The organism is Neobacillus sp. NRS-1170 (genome assembly GCF_050468025.1).
On record NZ_JBITPF010000088.1, the window covers coordinates 50,963 to 75,450 of the forward strand.

At 40.3% G+C, this 24,488-nt stretch carries 23 protein-coding genes and 2 pseudogenes; 24 read left to right on the forward strand and 1 reads right to left on the reverse strand.

What is annotated here, in order from left to right; genetic code table 11:
* Positions 1-40 precede the first annotated feature (40 nt).
* The 23 genes and pseudogenes from ACIFOT_RS29400 (at position 41) to ACIFOT_RS29510 (ending at position 21,842) form a co-directional block, all read left to right on the forward strand.
* Entirely contained in the window at positions 41-931 is an 891-nt protein-coding gene (locus ACIFOT_RS29400; protein WP_430071637.1) for a carbohydrate ABC transporter permease, read from the forward strand.
* Between the two features lie 27 nt (positions 932-958).
* Entirely contained in the window at positions 959-1,780 is an 822-nt protein-coding gene (locus ACIFOT_RS29405) for a carbohydrate ABC transporter permease (protein ID WP_430071641.1), read from the forward strand.
* Positions 1,781-1,847: 67 nt separating this feature from the next.
* Positions 1,848-2,681, forward strand: a complete 834-nt coding sequence (locus ACIFOT_RS29410) for an amidohydrolase family protein (RefSeq protein WP_430071643.1) — start codon at positions 1,848-1,850, stop codon at positions 2,679-2,681.
* A gap of 69 nt (positions 2,682-2,750) precedes the next feature.
* On the forward strand, positions 2,751-3,074 hold the full coding sequence (locus tag ACIFOT_RS29415; protein ID WP_430071646.1) for a UxaA family hydrolase: 324 nt from the start codon (positions 2,751-2,753) through the stop codon (positions 3,072-3,074).
* On the forward strand, positions 3,061-4,221 hold the full coding sequence (locus ACIFOT_RS29420) for a UxaA family hydrolase (RefSeq protein ID WP_430071649.1): 1,161 nt from the start codon (positions 3,061-3,063) through the stop codon (positions 4,219-4,221). The genes ACIFOT_RS29415 and ACIFOT_RS29420 overlap by 14 nt, the downstream gene beginning before the upstream one ends.
* Positions 4,222-4,261: 40 nt before the next feature.
* Positions 4,262-5,074: an SDR family NAD(P)-dependent oxidoreductase gene (locus ACIFOT_RS29425; RefSeq protein ID WP_430071652.1), complete on the forward strand. Its 813-nt coding sequence runs from the start codon at positions 4,262-4,264 to the stop codon at positions 5,072-5,074.
* The gene (locus ACIFOT_RS29430) at positions 5,071-5,844 is read left to right on the forward strand and encodes an SDR family NAD(P)-dependent oxidoreductase (protein ID WP_430071655.1); all 774 of its coding nucleotides are present in this window, start codon (positions 5,071-5,073) and stop codon (positions 5,842-5,844) included. Before ACIFOT_RS29425 ends, ACIFOT_RS29430 begins: the two co-directional genes overlap by 4 nt.
* Before the next feature lie 24 nt (positions 5,845-5,868).
* A pseudogene (locus ACIFOT_RS29435) lies at positions 5,869-6,755 on the forward strand (fumarylacetoacetate hydrolase family protein).
* Between the two features lie 20 nt (positions 6,756-6,775).
* Positions 6,776-7,204, forward strand: coding sequence for an RbsD/FucU family protein (locus ACIFOT_RS29440; RefSeq protein ID WP_430071658.1), 429 nt, complete (start codon positions 6,776-6,778; stop codon positions 7,202-7,204).
* A gap of 19 nt (positions 7,205-7,223) precedes the next feature.
* On the forward strand, positions 7,224-8,534 hold the full coding sequence (locus ACIFOT_RS29445; RefSeq protein ID WP_430071700.1) for an alpha-L-fucosidase: 1,311 nt from the start codon (positions 7,224-7,226) through the stop codon (positions 8,532-8,534).
* Between the two features lie 446 nt (positions 8,535-8,980).
* Positions 8,981-10,549 (forward strand): glutathione ABC transporter substrate-binding protein, encoded by a 1,569-nt coding sequence (locus tag ACIFOT_RS29450; RefSeq protein WP_430071661.1) that lies wholly within the window; start codon positions 8,981-8,983, stop codon positions 10,547-10,549.
* Between the two features lie 179 nt (positions 10,550-10,728).
* Entirely contained in the window at positions 10,729-11,652 is a 924-nt protein-coding gene (gene nikB, locus ACIFOT_RS29455) for a nickel ABC transporter permease (protein ID WP_430071663.1), read from the forward strand.
* A gap of 18 nt (positions 11,653-11,670) precedes the next feature.
* The gene (locus ACIFOT_RS29460; protein WP_430071666.1) at positions 11,671-12,567 is read left to right on the forward strand and encodes an ABC transporter permease; all 897 of its coding nucleotides are present in this window, start codon (positions 11,671-11,673) and stop codon (positions 12,565-12,567) included.
* A 15-nt stretch (positions 12,568-12,582) separates the two neighbouring features.
* Positions 12,583-13,572, forward strand: coding sequence for an ABC transporter ATP-binding protein (locus ACIFOT_RS29465; protein WP_430071669.1), 990 nt, complete (start codon positions 12,583-12,585; stop codon positions 13,570-13,572).
* Entirely contained in the window at positions 13,565-14,533 is a 969-nt protein-coding gene (locus tag ACIFOT_RS29470; protein ID WP_430071670.1) for an ABC transporter ATP-binding protein, read from the forward strand. Before ACIFOT_RS29465 ends, ACIFOT_RS29470 begins: the two co-directional genes overlap by 8 nt.
* Positions 14,534-14,568: 35 nt before the next feature.
* Complete coding sequence (locus tag ACIFOT_RS29475; RefSeq protein ID WP_430071673.1) at positions 14,569-15,444, forward strand: sugar phosphate isomerase/epimerase family protein; 876 nt, start codon at positions 14,569-14,571, stop codon at positions 15,442-15,444.
* Between the two features lie 31 nt (positions 15,445-15,475).
* Entirely contained in the window at positions 15,476-16,534 is a 1,059-nt protein-coding gene (locus ACIFOT_RS29480) for a Gfo/Idh/MocA family protein (protein WP_430071676.1), read from the forward strand.
* Between the two features lie 3 nt (positions 16,535-16,537).
* Positions 16,538-17,419, forward strand: coding sequence for a sugar phosphate isomerase/epimerase family protein (locus ACIFOT_RS29485; protein ID WP_430071679.1), 882 nt, complete (start codon positions 16,538-16,540; stop codon positions 17,417-17,419).
* 139 nt (positions 17,420-17,558) lie between these two features.
* Complete coding sequence (locus ACIFOT_RS29490) at positions 17,559-18,713, forward strand: ROK family transcriptional regulator (protein ID WP_430071682.1); 1,155 nt, start codon at positions 17,559-17,561, stop codon at positions 18,711-18,713.
* A 16-nt stretch (positions 18,714-18,729) separates the two neighbouring features.
* Complete coding sequence (locus ACIFOT_RS29495) at positions 18,730-19,764, forward strand: asparaginase (RefSeq protein ID WP_430071685.1); 1,035 nt, start codon at positions 18,730-18,732, stop codon at positions 19,762-19,764.
* Complete coding sequence (locus ACIFOT_RS29500) at positions 19,758-20,408, forward strand: copper homeostasis protein CutC (protein ID WP_430071703.1); 651 nt, start codon at positions 19,758-19,760, stop codon at positions 20,406-20,408. Before ACIFOT_RS29495 ends, ACIFOT_RS29500 begins: the two co-directional genes overlap by 7 nt.
* A gap of 158 nt (positions 20,409-20,566) precedes the next feature.
* Positions 20,567-21,361, forward strand: a complete 795-nt coding sequence (locus tag ACIFOT_RS29505; RefSeq protein WP_430071688.1) for a carbon-nitrogen hydrolase family protein — start codon at positions 20,567-20,569, stop codon at positions 21,359-21,361.
* 34 nt (positions 21,362-21,395) lie between these two features.
* Entirely contained in the window at positions 21,396-21,842 is a 447-nt protein-coding gene (locus tag ACIFOT_RS29510; protein ID WP_430071691.1) for an NUDIX hydrolase, read from the forward strand.
* An 83-nt stretch (positions 21,843-21,925) separates the two neighbouring features.
* On the opposite strand, the pseudogene ACIFOT_RS29515 reads toward ACIFOT_RS29510, so the two are convergent.
* Positions 21,926-22,819: pseudogene (locus ACIFOT_RS29515) on the reverse strand (PhzF family phenazine biosynthesis isomerase).
* Positions 22,820-22,990: 171 nt separating this feature from the next.
* On the opposite strand from ACIFOT_RS29515, the gene fabF reads away from it, so the two are divergent.
* Positions 22,991-24,232: a beta-ketoacyl-ACP synthase II gene (fabF, locus tag ACIFOT_RS29520; protein WP_430071694.1), complete on the forward strand. Its 1,242-nt coding sequence runs from the start codon at positions 22,991-22,993 to the stop codon at positions 24,230-24,232.
* Positions 24,233-24,488 lie beyond the last annotated feature (256 nt).

The following is a 24,488-nucleotide window of genomic DNA, read 5'->3' on the forward strand; positions in this document are numbered from 1 at the left end:
TCGGGAGGGCGGTATCTCCTCAATCTTTAAAAGGGGGGTATTGAAAATTTTTAATAAAAAACAAGCAGTGACCATATCTGTCTTTTTACTGCCTTCTATTATTCTATATTCTATCTTTTTTATCGTACCGATTTTTCAAACCTTTTATCTGTCCTTTTTTTCTTGGAATGGGATCAAATCTTCGCCGTTCGTTTATACCGGCTGGGACAATTTTATCCTTTTGTTTCAAGATGAGGCCTTTTACTTATCTTTAAAAAATGTTCTCATTTTTATCCTTGGTTCCTTTATTTTAATTATGCCGTTTTCTTTTATTCTTGCTTTAATTATTACTTCGAAAATCAAAGGAAAACGCTTCTTTCGAATCAGTTATTTCATCCCCTCCATTTTGCCGCTGACAGCATTAGGGCTTTTGTGGCAGTTTCTGTTAAAAGGGAAAGGCGGATTAATCAATAATATTCTTGTCTCCATCGGCTTAGATCGGTGGGCCGTGGATTGGCTGGGAGATCCTGATATCGCTATTTTCTCCGTTGTGGCCGTCAATGCGTGGATTTTTTGCGGGTTAAATATGATTATATTTGCCAGCGGTATAGTATCAATCCCCGAAGAAATTTATGAGGCTGCGACAATCGACGGGGCCAATGGTTTTCAAAAAGTCATATACATTACGGTTCCTTTAATGAAGGAAATTTTTAAAATCTTTTCGATTTTGGCCGTGACCCAGTCCATCCGTGTATTTGCGCAAGTATATGTCATGACGGGCGGCGGGCCAAACGGAGCAACGGAAGTTCCCACTACGATGCTCTACAATCAATCCTTTGTTTATAACAACTTTGGCGGCGGTAATGCCATCGCTACATTTATTGTTGTAACTGCACTTGTTTCAACCGTTGTACTGAATCGATTATTCCAAGGAAAAGCCAGCTCTGCCTAAGCCGGACTTAGAAAGGAAGGTGTAAAAATGAAAATTGGAAAAATCAGCATCTATGGGTTTGCCATTCTTTGTTCCGTTGTTTTCTTGTATCCGCTATTCTTTAATTTGATTTCATCCTTTAAAGATAATGAAGGAATCTATAACGAAATACTGGCAATGCCTTCAAAGTGGAGATTTGAAAACTTTGCTGCCGCTTTTGAATCAGCCAAAATCCATATCTCCATTATTAATTCACTTATTTATGCTACGTTTGGAACTTTGCTGGCATTAATTTTAGGGCTGCTTGCCTCTTATCCGCTTGCGAGATTTAAATTCAAGCTGAATACTCCGCTCTATTTGTATTACACCCTCGGATTAATGATACCAGTGTTCTCGATGTTGATCCCTATTTCACGGATTGTTACAGCAGTTAATGGGTTTAATAATTACTTCGTGATGATCATTTTATATGCGGTATTTGAACTGCCATTAACCATCTTCTTAATTACAGGTTACATGAAGGATTTACCTAAAGAATTGGATGAATCCGCTATTATGGATGGATGTGGTCCGTATCGTCTTCTTTTTCAAATACTGGCGCCATTAACCATGCCTGCCATCTCGACAGCGGGAATCTTAGCATTTTTTAGTATCTACAATGATCTAGTATGGAATGTCCTTTTTATAACCGATCACGATATGTATAACATCTCAATGGGTCTCCTTACCTTTGTGGGGAAAATGGGTACCTCCGATATGGGACCAATGTTTGCAAGTATCTTTATTACCATTATACCGACGATTATCGTTTATCTATTCTTCCAAGAAAAAATTGAAAAAGGACTTGGTTCAGGATCTGTCAAAGGATAGAAGCCGTCATTTAATCGTGCTGTAGGTTTTCATGTCATGCTTATTCTATAGATAAAGGATGAATCAAATGAAAATTGACGCCCATCAACACTTTTGGGAATTGGATAAACCATTTTGTGAATGGCCAACTTCTGATTTAAAAACCATTTATCGGGATTTTCTTCCGGAACATTTTATAGAGCATCTAACACGAAATCATGTAACCAAAACAATCGTCGTACAGGCGGCTGAATCCATGGAAGAAACTGAATTTTTACTGGGTTTAGCCGATCAGAATGAGTTTATTGGCGGGGTAGTTGGCTGGATGGACCTTTCATCCGATAAATTTCCTGCTCAATTTGAGCGATTATTAAAACATCCCAAATTTGTTGGCCTAAGGCCGATGCTGCAAAATAAGCAAAATGATCAATGGATTTTAATGCCTGAGGTGCTGGAGAATATTCAGATTTTGGCAGAAAACGATTTTCCGCTTGACCTTTTAATCTATCCAAAACATTTACCGTATATTGTTGAGTTGTTTAAGAAGATTCCTACCTTACGGGCGGTTATTGATCACTGTGCAAAGCCTGCAATTAAAGATCAAGAATGGGCATCATGGGCTGATTGGATAAAGGAAGTTTCTCACTATCAAACGTTAATGTGTAAATTATCCGGATTGGTAACGGAAGCAGATCTTCAAGCATGGCAGCTGGATGAGTTCAAACCCTATATTCATCATATTATTCAGTGTTTCGGTACCGACCGGATTATGTTTGGCAGTGACTGGCCAGTATGCCTGCTGGCTGCAGAATATGATGAGGTTGTAAGGATTTTAGATGAAAACCTGCCTGAAGAAATGGCAGGAGAAGAAAAAGAGTTGTTATATGGAGGAAATGCTAAAAGATTTTATCAATTACCGTAAATGATGCGCGGCAGGCAAATGGGTTTTAATCTATTAAAAAGGTTAGAGGATTAGAGGAGGGACTGCTCTATGGCAGAACAAACCTTTCAAGAAGGACTACTCTGTATTGTGATGCATGAACGGGATAATGTTGCCACACTACTAAAAGATGTTAACAAAGGGGAAGTTATCACATACATAAAGGGAAGCGAATCGTTTCAGGTTACATTGATTCAAGACATCAAGTTTGGACATAAAGCAGCGATTGCTCCTATTCGTCCAAATGAAGTCGTCATGAAATATGGTGAAGCTATAGGGGCAGCGATTGTAGAAATCCCTATTGGAGCCCATGTACATGTTCATAATCTCGAAGGAATTAGAGGACGAGGGGATAAACAAAATGCAAGTAATTAAGGGATATCGCCGGAAAAATGGAAAAATTGGAATTAGAAATCATCTATTAATCCTGCCTACGGTCGTATGTGCCAATCAAGTCTGTTCACGGATTCAACAAAAAGCGCCTGAATCGGTTGCGATTCCTCATCAACATGGCTGCAGTCAAGTCGGTGCAGATAAGGAGCGCACGCACAAAGTGCTAGTGGGGATGGGGAAAAACCCTAATGTAGGAGCTGTATTAATCGTTAGTCTTGGCTGCGAGGTGATTAATGCAGCACAAGTAAAAGCAGAAATTGAAGCAACGGGGAAACCTGTCAGCTGGATTGATATTCAAGGTGAAGGCGGTTCAGTTAAGTCGATCCAAAAGGGGATTGATGAGGCAAACAAGCTTTTGCAAAAAATTGCTGCAGCACCAAGAGAAGATGTTCTTGTTTCAGAGTTAATTGTCGGTGTCAAATGCGGCGGTTCTGACTTTACCTCTGGCTTGTGCAGCAACCCAGCTCTAGGAAAGGCAGCGGACATCCTTCTTCATAAGGGCGGAACCATTGTAATGGGGGAGACCACTGAAATCATTGGTGCGGAACATCTTGTAGCCGCGAAGGCCGTCAATCAACAGGTAAGGGAAAAACTGTTCCAATGTGTCAAGCAGTTTGAACATGAGGTTGAACGAATGGGTGTGGATATGCGCGGTGGAAATCCAAGTTCAGGAAATATTGAAGGCGGTTTATCATCAATTGAAGAAAAGTCGCTTGGATGTATTAGTAAAGCTGGTTCAGCCCCATTACAAGACGTGATTGAATTTGCCGATGAAATTCCGGCAAGAGGATATTACTTTATGGACTCACCAGGAAACGATATTGAATGTGTTTCAGGCATGGCAGCAGCTGGTGTCCATTTAGTTTGTTTTACAACTGGACGCGGTACTCCTACGGGTAATCCGATTGTGCCAGTAATCAAAATAACAGGGAACGAAATAACGGCGAAACGTATGGCTGACAATATGGATATTGATACAAGTTCCGTTTTAAAGGGAAAGCAGACACTTGATGAGTCCGGGCAAGAAATCTATGAAGCGATTATCGAAGTTGCGAACGGTCAAGAAACAAAAGCAGAGATTTTAGGTCATCAAGAATTTAGTATTAGCAGAATAGGGATCAGCTTGTAATATAGAACGTTACTAGATTGAAAAGGGGAGAAATGGTTTCATGAGATTAAAAAATCGTATTGCCTTAGTAACAGGTGGAAGCAGAGGGATTGGCGCGGCCATTGTCGAGAGGCTGGCTGAAGAAGGGGCAAATGTGGCGATTAACTACACCTCTCCAGGTTCAAAAGAAAAGGCTGAACAATTAAAGCAGAAAGTAATCGAAACATTCAATGTTCGTGCCATGGTCGTAAAAGCTAATGTCGGCATCAAACAAGAGGTCGATCAAATGATTGCCGGGGTTGAAAACACACTCGGTGCTGTCGAGATCCTTGTGAATAATGCTGGTGTAGCCCCATTCGAGCCATTTCTAAAATTAACGGAAGAAACCTGGGATCAAACCTATCAAACGAATGTAAAATCTATTTTTCTAACGACACAGCGAGTAGCTAAAAAAATGATTGAAAAAAGGTTCGGTAAAATTATCAATATTACATCAACCGCCAGCCTCCTAGTGACAAGTCCTGTCATTCCGCACTATATTTCATCAAAAGCTGCAGCCAGCCATTTAACGAAAGCACTGGCGATTGAATTAGGGAAATTCAATATTAATGTAAACGCCGTAGGTCCAAGTACAGTCGCAACGGATATGTGCCATGATTATCTCGAAGATTCAGAAATTTTAGAAAAGGAAATTCAAGCCAACCCAATGAAACGGCTTGGCAACGAAAAACAAATAGGTGATGCGGTGGTGTTTTTAGCATCTGAAGAAGCCATGCAGGTCAACGGACATTTGTTAATGGTCGATGGAGGCCTTACAGTAAAGGCAGCCCAACCGGAAGACCATTTGGAACAAGAAAGGAACCTGATTATATGAGATTACAAGGCAAAGTAGCATTAATTACAGGTGCAGGAAGCGGGATTGGCAGAGCCGCTGCTCTCCTTTTTGCGCAAGAAGGCGCCCATGTTATCGTCAATGATGTGAACAAGGAAAATGGTGAAAATACGGTTAAGGAAATTAAAGAGAAGCGAGGAAATGCTTCATTTTATTATGCCGATGTCACGATACCGGAATCGGTACAAGCGATGGCAGCATGGACCATCGAGGAATTCAAAAAGATTGATATTTTATTTAATAATGTCGGAATCAGTAATGTTGGCCGGGTAGACGAAGTAGCGCCTGAAGTTTGGGATCAAGTGATGAGTGTGAATGTCAAAGGAATCTACCTCCCAAGCAAGTATATCGTCCCTTATATGATGGAACAAATGGACGGATGCATTATTAACATGTCCTCATGTGCCGCGGAAATGGGGTTAATGAAACGTGCGCTGTATTCAGCGACCAAGGGGGCGATTCTTTCTTTGACAAAGGCGATGCAAGTGGACTATGCACCGTACAATATACGGGTCAACGCTTTACTGCCAGGAACGATCTTCACTCCATTTGTTGAAAATTATTTAAGAACCTCCTATAACGACCCAGAAGAAGCGATTGAAAAAATTAAGACAAGACAGCTAAGCGGCGAATTAGGAAAACCTGAAGATGTTGCGAGTGCAGCCTTATTTTTAGCATCGGAAGAAGCTAGATTTATGATGGGCTCACCTGTATATATTGATGGCGGCGTTGTATTCGGAAAGAATGCTTAAAAAGAGTAAGAAAGGGAATGACATATGAAACTATTAACAATAGAAGAGAATGGAATACAAAAACTAGGTATTCAAACGGAGAATGGCATCATGGATATCGCTGCTACTGCCGAAAAAGCAAATGTTGATATTGAAGCAGATGTGATGTCTGTCATTTCAAATAGTGAACAAGAACGATCTAAGCTTCAGGATTTTATCACCCGTGCTTTAGAAGAAGAAAAAGCAGTGTTTGCTGATCCTGAAAAACTAACGTGGGGGCCATGTGTCACAAGGCCGCACAAGATCATTTGCGTTGGATTGAACTATCGCAGGCATGCAGATGAAACAAATGCTCCGTATCCAGTAGTCCCAATCTTGTTTAATAAGTTTGATAACACATTAACGGGACATAAAAGTGAAATTCCTGTTCCAAAAGTAACCGAAAAACTAGATTATGAGGTTGAATTAGGCATTGTGATGGGTAAAAAAGCCAAAAATGTAGCAGAAGATAAGGCGCTTGATTATGTTTTTGGCTACTGTACAGTCAATGATCTTTCAGCACGCGATTTACAAATGAAAACACACCAATGGTTATTGGGGAAAACCTGTGATAAATTCAGTCCGATCGGTCCTTATCTCGTTACCTCTGATGAAGTGGGAGATCCTAATAATCTAGCATTAAAAACTTATGTAAATGGAGAGCTGCGCCAGGATTCGAACACGTCGGATATGATCTTTTCCTGCCGTGAAATTGTTAGTTATATATCCCGGCATATGACTTTGGAACCTGGAGATATTATTTTAACGGGCACACCAGAGTCGTTTTAGGGTACCCGGAAGAGAAGCAAATATATATTCAACCTGGGGACGAGGTAACGGTGGAAATAGAAAAACTAGGTTCGCTTACAAACTATTTTGTGGAAGAGAAGTAAACAAGTGAGTGTGAGTAAAAATGCTTAAAGAAATTCCTTCGATTATTTCACCAGAGTTAATGAAGACGTTAATGGAAATGGGACATGGTGATGAAATTGTCCTGGCAGACGGGAATTTTCCATCTGTAAGTCATGCCCAGCGCATCATTAGGTGTGATGGTAATGGAATCCCTGAGTTATTAACGGCAATACTTGAATTTTTCCCTCTAGACACGTATGTAGAATGTCCAGTTGCATGCATGGCAGTTGTTCCTGGCGATACCATTCAGCCGGTCATATGGAAAGATTATGAAGATATTATCGACCGTCAATTTGAACATTCCTGTCCATTTGAGTATATCGAACGGTCTCTGTTTTATGAACGTTCAAAAAAGGCTTTTGCAGTAGTTGCCACGAGTGAAACGGCACTTTATGCCAATATTATTTTAAAAAAAGGTGTTATTAAATAGTTTGCTGATCGCAAGTAGAATGAGTAAATCAAAAAAATATGGTGGTGGAGAAATGAACAGTAGAGAAGAACGGGTAAAGTGGTTCATGGAGGACCGGTTTGGCTTATTTATTCACTGGGGGCTTTATTCGATTCCGGCAAGACAAGAATGGCTCCGGAGTATTGAACGTTTGAGTATTGAAGAGTATCAGCCATTTTTTGAAGAATTTAATCCAACGCATTATAATCCTCGGGAATGGGCTAAAATGGCAAAAGCAGCGGGGCAGAAATATGCAGTGTTAACGGCCAAGCATCACGATGGATTTTGTTTATTTGACAGTCAATTGACGGAATATAAAGCAACAAACACCCCGGCAGGACGTGACTTAATTAAGGAATATGTCGAGGCATTTCGAGCCGAAGGATTAAAGGTTGGACTCTATTATTCGATTATTGATTGGTATCATCCGGATTATCCGAAATACGGGGACCGCCATCATCCGATGCGGGAAAATAAAGAATATAAGGGCGAAGAAATCAATTTTGCCAACTACATTGAATATTTCCACGGGCAGGTTAAAGAATTACTGACGAATTACGGGAAGATTGATATTTTGTGGTTTGACTTTTCCTATGATGAGATGACCGGAGAAAAATGGGAAGCTTCCAAACTCGTGGAGATGATTCGATCGATGCAGCCGGAGATTCTTATCGATAACCGTTTGGGCGGCAATATCATGTCAGCTGAACCGGAGATTTATGCGGGTGATTTCTTTTCTCCAGAACAAATTATTCCGCCTGGCGGGATTGTCAATGCAAATCATCAGCCGATTCCGTGGGAAGCGTGTATTACCTTAAATGATCACTGGGGTTATCATTCAAAGGATTTAAACTATAAATCTCCGAAACAAGTGATTCGCACATTAGTAGAATGTGTAAGTAAAGGCGGGAACCTGCTGTTAAATGTTGGTCCGAATGTAAAGGGAATCATTCCTCCGCAGTCACTTGTGATTTTACAAGAAGTCGGTAAGTGGATGGAGCAGAATGGGGAAAGTATTTATGGCTGTACAGCTGCTGACCTGCCAAAGCCAGAATGGGGCCGGTATACCCAAAAGGGCAAGTTTTTATATGCTCATGTGTTTGACCGCGGCATTGGTCCGATTTATTTTGCGGGGTTAAAAGACAGAATTAAAAAGGCAAGGCTGCTATCAGATGGAAGTGAGCTAAAAGTGGAGGTTCCGTGGATGGCGGAGCAGTATTCGGATATTGAGAATGGTGCCTTTATCACGTTAACAGGTGCGGAATTGCCGGATGAGAAGGATACGGTTATTGAACTAGAGTTAATAGACTAGTATTTTCATATAACTGGTGGATCGGGATTATGGAAAAAATTACCATTAACCAAGAATAATGAAGGTTAGTAATTATAAAATTAAAAATTTTACAAAAATGTTGAATAGGAATTATAAGGAAGTTATAATTAGATTTAAATCTGAAATCTAGAAAAAACTAGTTTTCCCAAAATTTAATATTCATTTTTTTTACCCATTTAATTTCACCAGTGGTGAAATTAAATGGGTAAATGACCATAATACATAGATTTTTAGATTGATTATTAAAGTATTATTAACATGATGAAAAATATTAGCGCGGATTTAAGATTACTTTTTTCTATTAATATCCAATTAAATAATAGCCAGAAGTAATCAAAATCATATACTTCAAGGGTATTGCTGAAAAGAAAGTGACAACAGGACTAAAATACCCTAAGGAAAAAATAATCAAAGGGGGAAATCAATTGAGAAAGGCACATTATTGGAAAATACTGCTGTTAGTTGTCATCTCGGCAGTATTAGTTGTTGGATGCTCCAGCAAAGAAAGTTCAGGGGAAAGGAAAGCAGGCAGTAAAACGGAGAGTAAGGAAATGGTTATTGCTGTAAATGAAAATTTTATTTCAATGGATCCGCACAATACAGGGGATACCAATTCTAACTCCGTACAATCAGCTATGCTTGAAGGACTATTGGGGTTTGACCAAGATGGGAAAATTATTAAAAAACTTGCGGAAGATTATAGTGTTAGTGACAATGCCTTAGAATATACCTTTAAATTACGCCAAGGTGTTAAGTTCCATGACGGGGAAGCCTTCAATGCAGAAGCAGTAAAGGCCAACTATGAAAGAATTATGAAGGATGACAGCTTACGTTTAAACAGCCGCGGTTTTAGCTTAATTACCAAAATTGATGTTATAAATGATTACGAACTAAAGATTACATTAAAAGAACCATATCCTAGTATGTTAACAAGATTTGTATCCGCTAAGATTCTTAGCCCTAAGTTACTAAAAGAAGGAAATAACAATATTGCGAAAAAGCCTGTTGGAACAGGTCCATTTAAATTTGTCGAATGGGTACAGGGAGACCACTTAACAGTGGAGCGTTTTGCTGATTATTGGGATAAAAAGGATCGCGTCCAAAAAATCACTTATAAACCAGTCCCAGAAAATGGATCGCGTACTGCGATGTTAAAAACAGGTGAGGCGCATGTCATCTATCCGCTGCCAAGTCAAAATATTAAAGAACTTGAAAGCAATAAGGATATAAAGGTTGAAAAAATCCCATCTACTATTGCTCGTTATGTATCGATTAATACTATGAAAAAACCATTTGATGATCCTCGAGTCCGCCAGGCAATGAACTATGCGGTAGATAAAAATGCGTTTATCAATGTTGTTAATGGTGGATTTGGCCTTCCGCTAGATTCGATTATTCCTAGCAAAACGCTTCATTATGTAAAGCAGGAAGTGTATGAGCAAAATATTGAAAAGGCAAAACAATTGTTAAAAGAAGCAGGACTTGAAAAAGGCTTTAAAGCTGAAATCTGGGGCAACACCAACTCTGATACGATGAAAGGAATGCAGTTCATCCAACAACAATTAAAAGCAATCGGTATTGATGTCGAAATCAAATCAATGGAAGAGGGTACATTATCAGACGAGATTTACGGTGCTCAAAAACCTGAGGATACAAAATTGCAAATGTGGTATGTAAGCTGGTCTGCCTATCCATCTGATACGACCAATGCAACAAGACCATTATTCTATGGAGGCTCCTTCCCGCCAAACGGGGCAAACACTGCTTATTATAAAAATGAGCAAGTAGATAAATGGATAGAGGAAGTGGGCAAAACCGCAGATCCGGCTAAACAAGCAGAAATTTACAGTAACATTCAGTCAACTATTTACAAAGATACGCCGTGGATTTTCCTAGGTGTGGATGAAATTCTAGCGGGTAAGAGAACAAATGTAGAAGGTGTAGTCATTGAACCAGGCGGTGGGATTGACGTTACTAACGCAAATCTAAAGTAAGTAGAAATTATGAATTGTTGTTTAAAAGAAGCGGAGGGAAGATTCCTAAAGTTCTTCCCTTCTTTTTAAATTTCTACTTAGCTTAAGTACTATTATCAAAACTATCGTTAAGAGAGCTATGGAAATTAATGCTAAAGTCTTATAGAGCCAAAGGTTTTTTTAGAAAGGGGTTATTGACAGTGCTCCAATATATTATCAAACGAATCTTTGAAATGATTCCTATTCTTTTCATTGTTTCAATCTTAATCTTCTTTTTTACCCACTTAATTCCGGGAGACCCTGCTCGCTTAGTTGCAGGCAAGGATGCTACGATCGAAGAGGTTGCTGCGATTAGGGAAGAACTTGGGCTCGATAAACCCATTTGGGAACAATATGTTACCTACATGGGTAATTTATTCCAAGGAGACCTAGGAACCTCGTTAAAAACAGGGCTGCCTATCATGGATATGTTTGTTGACCGCTTTATGCCCTCCATCTATTTAACCCTATTCAGTATGGTGTGGGCATTAGTCATCGGCTTACTAATTGGTACTTTATCGGCTGTATTTAAAAATAAATGGCCGGATTATCTCGGAATGGTTTCAGCTGTTTCCGGAATTTCGTTACCTGGTTTTTGGTTAGGACTAATCCTCATTCAAATTTTCTCGGTACAGCTGGGATGGTTTCCAACCGGCGGAGCGGATGGCTGGAAAAGTTATGTATTACCATCCTTAACCTTGGGAGCAGGAATTATGTCCATGCTTGCCCGCTTTACAAGGTCATCTCTTCTAGAAACACTTAAAGCTGACTTTATTCGAACGGGACGTGCAAAAGGACTAAAAGAGTCCATTGTTATTCCAAAACATGCTCTAAGAAACTCCCTAATTCCAGTTGTTACTATTGCAGGTCTGCAGTTTGGATTTCTATTAGGTGGATCAGTTGTGGTGGAAACGGTTTTTAGTTTTCCGGGAATGGGCCGTTTGTTGATTGATTCCATTTCATTTCGGGATTACCCGGTTATACAAGCTGAATTATTACTTTTCTCCATTGAATTTATTATTGTCAATTTAGTCGTAGATATTTTATATAGTTATCTCAATCCAAAAATCCGTTATACAGCTTAAAAAGAAAGGAGGTTAATCATGGAGTTATCCAAAGCAGTAAATTCGAGTACCACCATTAAAAAAGAAAAGAAGTATTCCCCGTTAAGAGAATTATTGAAGAATTGGAAAAAGCAAAAGACTGCGTTATGGGCAAGCTTTTTTATTCTATTATTAATTACAGTTGCGATAATCGGCCCTTTTATAGCTCCCTATGATCCCTATAAACCTGATTATAATGCCATGTTACAAGGTCCCGGTATAGACCACATAGCTGGTACGGATGAATATGGGCGTGATATTTTTAGCCGCTTATTATTCGGTGCCAGAATTTCATTAACTGTAAGCTTTCTCTCTGTATTTTTGGGAGCGATTGGCGGAACGATTTTAGGGCTTCTTAGCGGTTATTTCGGCGGCTGGTTAGACCGGCTCATCATGAGATCAAGTGACGTTATGTTTGCGTTTCCGGATATTTTATTGGCAATTGCCATTGTTGCCATTTTGGGGCCGGGTTTGACGAATGTGGTGATAGCAGTATCTATTTTCAGTATCCCATCCTTCGCTAGGCTGGTAAGAAGTTCCACTCTTGAGGCAAAAGAAACGGTTTTTGTTGAGGCGGCAAAATCGATGGGAGCCTCCCATTTTCGGATCATGTTTCAACATATTTTACCTGAAACACTTGGCAGTTTAATTGTTTTTATATCAATGAGAATTGGAACAGCGATACTAGCTGCCTCTAGTTTAAGCTTCCTTGGTTTAGGCGCAAGTCCGGAAACACCTGATTGGGGAGCAATGCTGAGTCTCGGACGGGATTATTTAGGTACATCTACACATGTCGTCATGATGCCTGGTATTGCCATCTTTTTAACCGTGTTGGCCTTCAATATTGTTGGTGATGGACTGCGGGATGTACTGGATCCCAAAACGAAGAATGAATAAGGGAGTTTGAAGAGGATGGAGAAGCTTCTGCAGGTAGAAAAGCTGGAAACGCAATTTACGAAGGATAAACAAAAAATAAAAATTTTACACGGTGTTAACTTTCACATTCATCAAGGTGAGGTTCTGGGTCTAGTCGGTGAATCAGGAAGTGGAAAAAGCATTACTTCCCTGTCGATTATGAAACTATTTAAAGGGACGAGCGGCGAAATAAACTCCGGAAGGATCCTATTTAATGGTGAGGATTTAACTAATAAATCGGAGACAGAGATGAGGAAGATTCGCGGAAAACAAATCGCAATGATCTTTCAGGAACCGATGACTTCATTAAATCCAGTTATGAAAATTGGGGAGCAGCTGTTGGAGCCCATTCGCCTTCATTTGGGATTAGAGGAGAAAAAAGCGAAGGAACATGCAGTCTCTATTTTAAAAAAGGTAGGCATTCCAAGAGCGGAGGAAATCATGAATGAATTTCCTCATCAATTATCCGGTGGTATGCGTCAACGAATTATGATTGCCATGGCCATTTCCTGCAATCCTCAGCTGTTAATCGCAGACGAGCCGACGACTGCACTGGATGTCACCATTCAAGCACAAATATTGGATTTAATGAAACAGCTGCAGCAAAAAGAAAAAATGTCTGTTCTTTTGATTACACATGACTTAGGTGTTGTTGCAGAAATGTGTGAAAGAGTAGTCGTTATGTACGCTGGAAGAGTCGTTGAGGAGGCAGATGTCTTCGATTTATTTGAAAGTCCAAAACATCCTTATACAAAAGGATTAATTGCCTCCGTTCCAAAGCTGGGTCAAAAAAAGGAGAAATTGGACTCTATTAAAGGAAATGTCCCGAATCCAAGTGAGCTGCCAAAAGGCTGCAAGTTTGCTCCGAGATGTAATGATGTAATGCCAATTTGTTATGAACAAGAACCGCCTGAATTGAACCTTAAAAATGGTCGTTCTTGCAGCTGCTGGCTGTATAAAGAGGAGAGGGGGGGCATTCGTGTCTAAAACTCTTTTAAAAGTAACTGGATTAAAAAAATCATTTTCCATTCCTGCTGGCATGTTTGAGAAAAAAAAATTGTTAAAAGCCGTTCATGACGTGTCCTTTATGATTCCGGAAGGAAAGACGTTCAGCCTGGTAGGGGAAAGCGGCTGCGGGAAATCCACAACAGGGAGGCTGATTTCCCGACTGATTGAACCGGGTGAGGGAGAAATTTGGCTTGAGGGAGAAGAAATTTCGCAAAAGAAGGAAGCTCAATTAAAAGGAATGAGAAAGAAAGTCCAAATGATTTTTCAGGATCCATACGCCTCGTTAAATCCTAGGATGAAAGTGCGTGATATAGTAGCTGAACCCCTTACGATTCATACGAAGCTATCCCGAGCAGAACGGTATAAACAGGTATCCGAAATATTGGAAGTCGTCGGTTTAAGTGATTATCATGCGAATCGATACGCCCATGAGTTCAGCGGAGGTCAGCGGCAGCGGATTGGTATCGCACGAGCCCTTATTATGAAACCAAAGCTCATTATTGCGGATGAACCGGTGTCTGCATTAGATGTTTCTATCCAAGCTCAAATCTTAAATCTATTAAAAGAATTGCAGGCTGAATTTGATTTAACCTATTTATTTATTTCCCATGATTTAAGTGTTGTCGAGCACATTAGTGACCATATTGGGGTCATGTACTTGGGAACGATTGTGGAGTCTGGTCCAAAAGAAGTGATCTTCTCTAACCCGCAGCATCCTTATACGAAAGCATTATTGTCGTCGATTCCCATTCCAGACCCAAAGTTAAGAAGAGAACGAATAATTTTGCAAGGTGATTTACCAAGTCCGGTGAATCCGCCGGCTGGATGCCGCTTCCATACGCGCTGTCCTGTTGCCCTGGACATTTGTAAAGGAACAGAGCCTCCCGTCAAACAGGGGGAAACGGCAGGTCATTTTGTTTCCTGTCATTTAGTAGAATAGTAGTTTTTTAACCATTAAACAGGAGGGATTTATTTATGAAAGTCGGTTTAAGTACGTATAGTTTAGTGAGAGAATTACGAGCAGAAACGATGACAGTGTTGGATGTTATCCAGTGGATTGCTGATCATGGCGGGGAGCATATGGAAATTGTACCATACGGTTTTTCCGTTGTTGATAATGTGGAATTAGCTGATCAAATTAGGGAAAAAGCAGAATCGGTTGGGATTGAGTTATCTGCCTATTCAATGCCGGCAAACTTTGTCCAAGAGACAGAGGAAGCATTCCTTGAAGAAGTAGAACGGATTAAAAAACATGTTGATATCGCGAATCGCTTAGGTATTAGGATTTTGCGTCATGATGTAACAGCCTTTACATTAAAGCCGGAAGAAATGACTATCCATTATTTTGAGGAGCATTTTTCAAAATTTGTTAAAGGCAGTCAGCTGATTGCCGATTATGCTGCACAATACGGGATAACCACCACAATTGAAAATCATGGGTTTAATGTTCAGTCGAGTGACCGTGTCCAGCGAGTCATCCATGGGGTGAACCGTGACAATTTTAAAACCTCCCTCGATGTTGGGAATTTCCTTTGTATTGATGAAGATCCGCTAGTAGGAGTAAAGAAAAATCTAAAATATGCAGCAACTGTTCATCTAAAAGATTTCTATATTCGTCCTTATTATGAAAACCCGGGCGGCGGGGATTGGTTCAGGACGGTCAACGAAAACTATTTGCGCGGAGCCATTGTTGGTCATGGAGATTTAAACATTCACGAGATTTTAAGATTAGTCAAAAACTCAGGATACGATGGCTATTTAACCGTGGAATTTGAAGGTATGGAAGATTGCAAAGTGGGATCCAAGATTGGAATGGATAATGTAAAGAGATTTTGGGATGAAGTTCAGTAACGATAACACGCTTGCAGAAAGGAGAATCAATTTGGAGAGTTTACGAGTTTGTGTAATTGGTGCTGGTTCGATTTCTGATATGCATTTTCAATCCTATCAGAACAATCCAAATGCCATTTTACATGGTATTTATGATTATTCAAGAGAAAGAGCGGAAGAAAAGGCAAAGAAATATGGAATAGAAAAGGTGTATTCCTCATTAGATGAGGTTTATAATGACCCTTATATAGATGCTGTCAGCATTTGTACTTGGAATAATACCCATGCTGAGATCTCCATAAGTGCCTTGAAAGGAGGAAAGCACGTTTTAGTAGAAAAACCTCTTTCCATGACAGTAGAAGAAGCGTTAAAGATGGAGGAAGCGGTACATAAATATAACAAACTATTACAGGTTGGCTTTGTTAGACGATTTGCCACGAATACGAAGGTATTAAAATCGTTTATTGATCATGGGAAATTAGGAGAGATCTATTACGCAAAGGCCTCATGCTTACGCCGTTTAGGGAATCCAGGCGGATGGTTTGCGGATAAAGAACGCTCTGGCGGCGGACCATTAATCGATCTTGGGGTTCATATCATTGATATATGCTGGTATTTAATGGGGCGTCCAAAAGTAAAATCCATCACCGGGAACACCTATCATCAACTTGGAAACCGGGGGAACGTAGAGAATTTACGTTTTTATAAAGCGGCCGATTTTGATAAAGAGAGAAATACAGTCGAAGATTTAGCCAATGCCCTCATTACATTTGAGAATGGTGCTTCTTTACTGGTAGATGTTTCATTCACTTTACACGCAAAGAAAGATGAAATCCAGGTGAAATTGTTTGGAACAAAGGGCGGGGCGGAGCTTGAGCCGGAATTAGTCTTGATTAGTGAAGAAAATGATACGATTATCAATATTCACCCCCAGATTGACCATTTGACTTTTGATTTTACCAATGCCTTTCAAAATGAAATTGATTCATTTATATCTTCCTGCTTATCAGGTACTAAACCAATCGCCCCTGTTGAAGATGGGGTTGAAATCATGAAAATGTTGGCCGGAATTTACGAGGCTGCTGAAAAGAAGTGCGAGGTGGTTTTTTAACCCATGTTAAAGGTGACCAATAAAATTGGTGTGATAGTCGATAGTCTTTGCTTACCTCTAAGGGAAGGGTTAAAAGCTGCAAAAGAAATGGGAGCTGACGGTGTCCAAATTTATGCTGTAAGCGGGGAAATGGCACCGGAAAACTTAAGCCCGGCTTCCCGTAAAGAGTTAAAAACCTATATTGAATCATTAGGATTAGAAATCTCGGCGCTTTGCGGGGATTTAGGCGGCCATGGGTTTCAGGATGCCCGGCAAAACAAGGAGAAAATTGAAAAATCAAAACGAATTTTGGATCTGGCAGTTGAACTAGGGACAAATATTGTCACGACTCATATCGGCATTGTACCGGAGGAAAAGGATAGCTATATATATGATGCGATGCAATCGGCCTGTGAGGAATTGGGGATTTATGCTAAAAGTATGAATGCGTACTTTGCGATAGAAACAGGTCCTGAAACAGCTTCACGATTAAAATCCTTTTTGGATAGTTTAAGTACTAATGGCGTTTCCATTAATTTTGATCCGGCCAATATGGTGATGGTAACCGGAGATGACCCTGTGGCTGGAGTGAAGCTGCTCAAAGATTATATCGTCCATACGCATGTGAAAGATGGAGTTCAGCTAAAACCAGTAGACCCTCGTGATGTTTATGGAGCACTTGGCTATGGCGGCGGTACGGATCATGAAAAAATAGCTCGAATGGTGACTTCCGGGGAGTATTTCAGGGAATTGCCCCTTGGAAAGGGAGCTGTAGACTTTCCTAATTACTTTGAGGCATTAAAACAAATTCAGTATGATGGGTATTTAACGATCGAACGTGAGGTTGACACGAATCCAGTTAAAGATATTTCTGTGGCAATCCAATTTATTAAAACATTTTACTAAAGGACAAACTTCATTTGAGGGGAATCCACTTTACGATTCCCTTCCGATTAAAAAATGATGTTAGTTCTTTCAAAAGTGAGAGCTGACATGATTTTTTAACCATTCTTTAACAAATTTTTTTAAAAAGGGAATGTAAATAATGGAGAAGCAAGATCAACTTTTAATGAAAAAACAAAATAAAAATCTAGTCCTTGAAATTATCAAAAACCAATCGCCCATTTCCAGAATGGAAATTGCGAAAGTAACAGGAATGAGCCCAACATCTATTACGCGAATTGTCAATGAGTTACATTTACAGGGATTTGTGAGAGAAACCGAATTAGTCACATCCGGTGTAGGAAGAAAGGCAGCATTATTGGATGTTTGCGGTGATGTTCTTTATTCAGTTGGATTAGAAATCGATAAATTAATTATCAACATTGGTATCGTTAATTATATCGGAGAAATTGTTGCATGGCAGACTACTCCCAGAGATGAGAGGGAGGGTTATGAAGAAACGCTTAAAAAAGTAAGGAAGAATATAAGGGAATTAATTGATAAAAATCGAGTACCTGTCGAAAAGATCCTTGGAATCGGAGTAGGTCTTCCTGGTTCCATCGATTATATGAATGGCGTGGTAAAGATATCGGAACAGCTGAAATGGAAGAATAAAAACCTAGCTAAGGATCTTCAACAACTCACTGGCTTTGGGGTCATTATTGATAATGAACTAAAAATGAAAATCATCGCAGAAAATTTCAAGGGAAGGGCAAGGGATTCGCAAAATGCTGTTCTCATGGGTATTGGATCAGGAATTGGTGCTGCGATCATTCTTAATGGAGAAATATACCGCGGTGATTCCAACGATGCAGGGGAGATTGGCCATACCGTCATTGACCCGACGGGGAATGTATGCAATTGCGGAAAAATCGGCTGCCTTGCTTCTTATATTTCTGAAGGCGCGATTATTGCCGACAGCAGGAAGGTAAAGGACATTCAGACCATCGATGAGGTTTTCGATGCCTGTCGAAAGCGGGAATCTTGGGCCATTAATATTATGGACCGAACCGCCACCTACATCGCCCTCGCTTTAAGCAATATCCTTTGTCTGTATAACCCGGAAATGATTATTCTAAGCGGGAATACCATTGAAAAACTTCCTGAAATAAAAGGTTCTATTAAGCAAAAATGTGAGCTGTATGTTTGGGAGCCGTTAAAAGCACGTGTAAAAATCGTCTACTCACAGTTAGGAGATCAAGGAGTCGTACTTGGTGCAGCTATTCAAGCTCAAAATTCCTTGTTGGAATTACAGTAAAGGAGAGGAGTATTGTATGAATTATGTAACATTAGTGGAAGAAACAAGAGCAGGATTGGTGGAAAATGTTCATTTCGGAATGATAGCGGGTGTTAACGACCAATTGGATACGGTGTATCATGCCGGGGGGCAGGATCATTATACAATTTATCGGTCTGCCGCTAAGCCCATCCAAGCGCTTCCTGTATTTTTATCTAATATCGTGGCGAAATATGGTCTGACAAGAGAAGAAGCAGCCCTGTTTACTGCTTCTCACAGAGGGGAAACCTATCATGTTAAAGCTCTTGAGTCCATGTTGAGCAAGCTGCCTGTTAGCGAAGAGGAATTATTCTGCCCGCCCTCCTATCCATTAAACGTCAAGCCGCGTGAGGAAATGTTGTGGAACCATAAAGAAAAAAGACGGCTTTATCACAACTGCTCAGGCAAGCATATGGGCTTTGTCACGGTTTGCCGTGAATTGGGCTATCCGGTTGAAGGATACTGGGAAGCTGACCATCCACTTCAGCAGCAAATATTGTTCATCCTCTCCACTTTATCGGAAGTACCCGTTTCGGAAATTAAGATCGGTACCGATGGCTGTGGTGTACCGGTGTTCGCAATTCCGTTAAAAAATATGGCGATTACCTATTTAAAATTGGCATGTCCTGACATTATTAAAGATCCATTATTGCAAAAAGCGGTGAAGGAAATGACCAGCGTGATGAATGAACATCCAATGATGGTGGCTTCGGAAAAATTTATTTGCTCCGTTTTGCTGCAAGATTCAAATGTGGTCGCAAAGGGCGGAGCACAAGGTGTTTATTGCTTTGGATTGAAAAAGGAAAGACTAGGCTTTGCCTTAAAAGTATTAAATGGCTCTGAAGAGGTTTGGCCAAATATTGTTGCCTCTATCCTTGAGGAAATTAACTACGACAACAAAGAAACAATCGCGAGAATAAGAGAGTTAAGGCCGTCGATTGTAAGGAATGATGCAGGGGTTGAGGCAGGAGCAGTTAAAGAGACGTTTTCACTTATCAAATCTCAAGAAATGACAGAAAAACGTGCATTATGATTAAAGAAGTCTGTGTAGAAAATTTCACTGTTGTACCTGAAGCAATCGAGCGTGGCGCTAGCCGGATAGAGCTTTGTGATAACTTAGCGGTCGGCGGAACAACTGTCAGTCATGGTGTAGCTGCAAGAACAATTAAATATTGTCACAGTAAGAATATTAAGGTTATGTCCATTGTCAGGCCAAGAGGTGGAAACTTCGTTTATAGCAAGATGGAAATAGACATTATGCACGAAGAGATTGTTCATTTAAAACAACTGGGAACAGACGGAGTGGTGATGGGCTGCTTAAATGAATCAGGCTGGATTGATGAGAGGAATATGCATACATTACTGCAAACTGCTAATGGTCTGGATATCACCTTTCATATGGCGTTTGATCAGATTAAGCCGAAATACCAGTTGGATGCAATTAATTGGTTGGCAGGCCATGGTGTTCAGCGGATTTTAACCCATGGAGGGCCAAGCCATACGGCAATTGAAAACAACCTTTCGCTATTGAAAGAATATGTAAATTTTGCCGGTGATCGAATTGTTATCCTTCCTGGAGGAGGAATTACCGATAAAAACCTGGAGGCTCTTATCAGTAAGGTAAACGTAAGAGAGGCTCATGGAACAAAAATTGTTGGTGAACTTGGAACTAAGTGAGATCATACAATTCAACCGTGAGCGAATGTAAATAATGATAAAATAAAAAACAGCCTAACCCCATACATGAATGTAGGGGCTTGCGGTTGTTTTTTTGGTCAGACCATGCAAAAATATATTAAAATTAATGAAAATGTGATATTTAGGAGGTACCTGCCTTGAAAGTAGCTATTGCACAATTATCAACTAGCGTTGATAAAGCCTCTAATTTAGAGAAGGCGATCCAATACATTGCGAAGGCAAAAGGGATGGGCGCAGATTTTGTGGTGTTACCGGAATTTTATATGGTGCTGGCAACTCCAAAGACTGGTGTGCTGCCGGCTGAAGCAGCTGAACCATTGGATGGTCCATTTGTTTCCGCTCTTAAAGAGGCCGCCCGCAAAAACGAAATCTATGTCGTTTGTGGAATGTATGAATCCAAAGCGGGTGATGACGGCCGAGCCTATAATACAACCGTTTTTATTGATCGTTCGGGGCAACTCTTACATTCCTATCGAAAGACACATTTATATGATGCTTTCAGCTTTAAAGAATCTGATACCATTATCCCTGGTGAAAATAAATATAAAGTAGTAGAAACAGAGTTTGGAAAAATTGGTTTAATGGTCTGCTATGAACTAAGATTTCCAGAAATCGCAAGACAATTTGCGCTTCAAGAGGCGGATGTACTGCTAGTTCCGGCAGGATGGATGTCGGGTCCTATGAAAGAGGATCATTGGCAGACGCTTATTCGCGCAAGAGCGATTGAAAACACGATGTTCGTCGTTGGAGCAGACCTAGTTGGTCCTGAGTTTGCCGGCCGGAGTCTGGTCGTTGACCCGATGGGAGTTGTTATTGCAAGCGGAGGAGAAGAAGAAGCCCTTATTCTCGCCGATTTGGATTTAGAGCGGATCGAACGAGTCAGAGAAAAGCTGCCCAGCGTAAAACACAGAAAGCCGGAATTTTACCAGTGACAAGCACCTACTGCGATTTTTTGGGAGGTATTAAATGGGCTATATTGAAGAGTTGCGGGAATTAATCGGAACCAGGCCGCTTATTTTAGTAGGCGCTGTCGTGGCTGCTATAGATGGTGATGGCAAAATCCTCTTACAAAAAAGACCAGAGGGCATTTGGGCACTTCCAGGCGGATTGTTGGAATTAGGAGAATCTGCAGAAGAAGCAGCAAGAAGAGAGGTATTTGAGGAGACTGGAATTGAAATCGGTCAGCTGCAGTTAACAGCTGTTTTTTCAGGTAATCAGTATTTTCGGAAACTGCCAAATGGGGATGAATTCTATCCTGTCACCATTGCCTATATTTCAAAAGATATTAAGAATAATACCCTCAAAATTGATGGGCAGGAGACGATTGATGCCGGATTTTTTCCAATCCAGGAGCTGCCCGATCATACAAGCCCATTAGTTATGAAGATAATAAAAAGCATTGAAAAGGATTAAAAATCAAAAGCCGCAGGTAAGGGATCAACTCCTGACTGCGGCTGTTTTTTTAAGAAACTAAATGTGATCATAAACATTCTAATCTATAAGACCACTTCAAGATCTTTAACGTATACGGCACTTCCAGTGATTTCAATATCAAATTGATCTTTATTTTTCGTGACATGCACCATTACCCGGCCATCCTTATCCATTTCCTGACCCTGTTCTACTAAAAGCCCTAACGTTTTTTCAAAATGGATGTTTATATAAGATGCAAAATAAGCTCCCATCACACCTGAAGCAGTGCCAGTTACAGGGTCCTATATTGTACCAGAATAAGGGGAAGAAAAGTGACGGGCATGCATATGAGCATTCGCATCATACGTTTCTAAGCAAAAGGGATGAATAGATGCTTTGGGCATTTCCTTTAAAATGGAAGGGAATAACTCATTATTCGGCTTCATCTTTTTAAAAGTCTCGAGTTTTTTTATTGGAAGCAATAAAGTCCAGATACCCGTACTGCCATATAGGATAGGCAAAGTATCATCAATATCCCCTTTAACAAGCCCAATCGAGTCAGCTAAAGCATCCACTGATCCTGTAAATTCTGCAAATTGTGGTGAAGCCTGTTTCATTGTAATCTGAATGTCAGCATTTGAAAGGGCATCAATTTTTATCGGCAGGATACCTGCAAGTGTTTCGATAGTTAAGGTATCTTTATGCTTTAGTAATTCCTTCTTTTTTAATGCATAGATGGCCGCCATTGTCCCATGGCCACAAAGGTTCATTTCATGACCGGGTGTAAAATAACGTAATCTAAGATCAGCTGTATTCGAATTCATGATAAAAGCTGTTTCATTAAAGCCAGCTTTAAAGGCTATTTCTTGCATTTCGTTATCTGTCAGGTCGTCACCGTTTAAAACTACTCCCGCTGGATTCCCTTTATTGGGCTCTGTGCTAAATGCATCATAATGATAAACCGTCACTAATTTCATGCCTCATTTCCCCCTATTCCATTCGTTAACCAAACACTATCGAACTATTAGATTTTTTGTCAACTTGTTTGATACAAAGTGGCTGTCAAAACTAATCAATTTGTCCAACAACCATAAATTAGGTAAAATATAGAGACTATACTTCGAATAATTAGTGGGAGAGAGCATTAAATGAATAAAAGAGTAGTGATTACAGGTATTGGAGCAGTCACTCCTTTGGGGAATGATGCTCATTCAACATGGGAAAAGATTAAAAGTGGTGTGTCAGGTATTGGTCCAGCCACTATATTTAATGTGGAAAAAGTGGATATCAAAATCGCGGCGGAAGTAAAAGACTTTGCACCTGAAGCATTTATGGATAAAAAGGAAGCAAGAAGAATGGGCCGTTATAGCCAATTCGCTGTGGCCGCTAGTAAAATGGCGGTAAGGGATGCAGGCATTCAAATTGGCGTGGATGTCCAACCTGAACGGGTCGGAGTTTGGATTGGATCAGGAATTGGCGGTTTAGGTGAGTTCGAGGAACAGCATCAAAAATTTATTGAAAAAGGTCAAAGAAGGGTCAACCCATTTACGATTCCGATGTTTATTCCAGACATGGCTGCAGGACAAGTATCTATTGAACTAGGAGCAAAAGGAATCAACAATTGTTCCGTTACCGCCTGTGCCTCTGGAGCCAATTCCATCGGGGATGCATTCCGCGTTATTCAAAAAGGGGATGTGGACATAATGATTGCCGGCGGCACAGAAGCAACGATTACAGCAATGACCGTCGCTGGCTTTTCGAACATGACCGCACTTTCAAAAAATCCCGACCCGAACACAGCCAGCAGGCCATTTGATAAAAATCGTGATGGATTTGTCATTGGAGAAGGTGCTGGTATTGTTATACTGGAAGAATTAGAACATGCATTAGCCCGTGGAGCGAACATCTATGGTGAATTGATTGGATATGGTGCTACAGGTGATGCCCATCATATAACCACACCTGCACCAGACGGAGCGGGTGCCCAGCGCGCGATGCAATTAGCGTTAGATGATGCGGACATTTCTCCTGAACAAGTCGATTATATCAATGCTCATGGGACGTCTACTTATTATAATGATTTGTATGAAACGATAGCGATTAAACAGGTATTTAAAGAACACGCCTATAATTTAAGTGTCAGTTCCACGAAATCAATGACGGGTCACTTATTGGGAGCGACAGGTGCCATTGAGGCCATTTTTTCTCTGTTAGCCATCAAGGAAGGAATTATCCCTCCAACCATCAATTATGAAACGCCCGATGAAGAGTTAGATTTAGATTATGTCCCCAACGTGGCAAAGAAGAAAGATGTCCAAATTGTGCTATCAAACTCATTAGGATTTGGCGGTCATAATGCCACATTGATTTTTAGAGAGTTTACCGAATAACATTCATGGCGCATAAGATGAGGAATGTAAAAAAGAGTAACGGGTTCCGTTTCCTATCGCAAAAACCCGAAAATGTAACCAAATTTGCACTGCGTTTTGTATCTGTTTTTGTAATTAAAAATAAAATGGCTCAGTTCACTACTGAGCCATTTTTAATATCCATTTTTGATAGCTTGTTGAACTAACGCAACCGTTCGTATTATAAGGTTAGCCAGAATGCTAAATATTTCTGGTTTACCATTTTTTATATGGTTTT

What these genes read in the sequence shown, in the direction of transcription:
- ACIFOT_RS29410 (WP_430071643.1), top strand. Translation starts at nt 1,848, where the DNA reads ATGAAAATTGACGCCCATCAACACTTTTGGGAATTGGATAAACCATTT.
- ACIFOT_RS29445 (WP_430071700.1), top strand. Translation starts at nt 7,224, where the DNA reads ATGAGTAAATCAAAAAAATATGGTGGTGGAGAAATGAACAGTAGAGAA.
- ACIFOT_RS29465 (WP_430071669.1), top strand. Translation starts at nt 12,583, where the DNA reads ATGGAGAAGCTTCTGCAGGTAGAAAAGCTGGAAACGCAATTTACGAAG.
- ACIFOT_RS29405 (WP_430071641.1), top strand. Translation starts at nt 959, where the DNA reads ATGAAAATTGGAAAAATCAGCATCTATGGGTTTGCCATTCTTTGTTCC.
- ACIFOT_RS29430 (WP_430071655.1), top strand. Translation starts at nt 5,071, where the DNA reads ATGAGATTACAAGGCAAAGTAGCATTAATTACAGGTGCAGGAAGCGGG.
- ACIFOT_RS29415 (WP_430071646.1), top strand. Translation starts at nt 2,751, where the DNA reads ATGGCAGAACAAACCTTTCAAGAAGGACTACTCTGTATTGTGATGCAT.
- ACIFOT_RS29440 (WP_430071658.1), top strand. Translation starts at nt 6,776, where the DNA reads ATGCTTAAAGAAATTCCTTCGATTATTTCACCAGAGTTAATGAAGACG.
- ACIFOT_RS29510 (WP_430071691.1), top strand. Translation starts at nt 21,396, where the DNA reads ATGGGCTATATTGAAGAGTTGCGGGAATTAATCGGAACCAGGCCGCTT.
- ACIFOT_RS29495 (WP_430071685.1), top strand. Translation starts at nt 18,730, where the DNA reads ATGAATTATGTAACATTAGTGGAAGAAACAAGAGCAGGATTGGTGGAA.
- ACIFOT_RS29420 (WP_430071649.1), top strand. Translation starts at nt 3,061, where the DNA reads ATGCAAGTAATTAAGGGATATCGCCGGAAAAATGGAAAAATTGGAATT.
- fabF (WP_430071694.1), top strand. Translation starts at nt 22,991, where the DNA reads ATGAATAAAAGAGTAGTGATTACAGGTATTGGAGCAGTCACTCCTTTG.
- ACIFOT_RS29475 (WP_430071673.1), top strand. Translation starts at nt 14,569, where the DNA reads ATGAAAGTCGGTTTAAGTACGTATAGTTTAGTGAGAGAATTACGAGCA.
- ACIFOT_RS29460 (WP_430071666.1), top strand. Translation starts at nt 11,671, where the DNA reads ATGGAGTTATCCAAAGCAGTAAATTCGAGTACCACCATTAAAAAAGAA.
- ACIFOT_RS29490 (WP_430071682.1), top strand. Translation starts at nt 17,559, where the DNA reads ATGGAGAAGCAAGATCAACTTTTAATGAAAAAACAAAATAAAAATCTA.
- ACIFOT_RS29425 (WP_430071652.1), top strand. Translation starts at nt 4,262, where the DNA reads ATGAGATTAAAAAATCGTATTGCCTTAGTAACAGGTGGAAGCAGAGGG.
- ACIFOT_RS29485 (WP_430071679.1), top strand. Translation starts at nt 16,538, where the DNA reads ATGTTAAAGGTGACCAATAAAATTGGTGTGATAGTCGATAGTCTTTGC.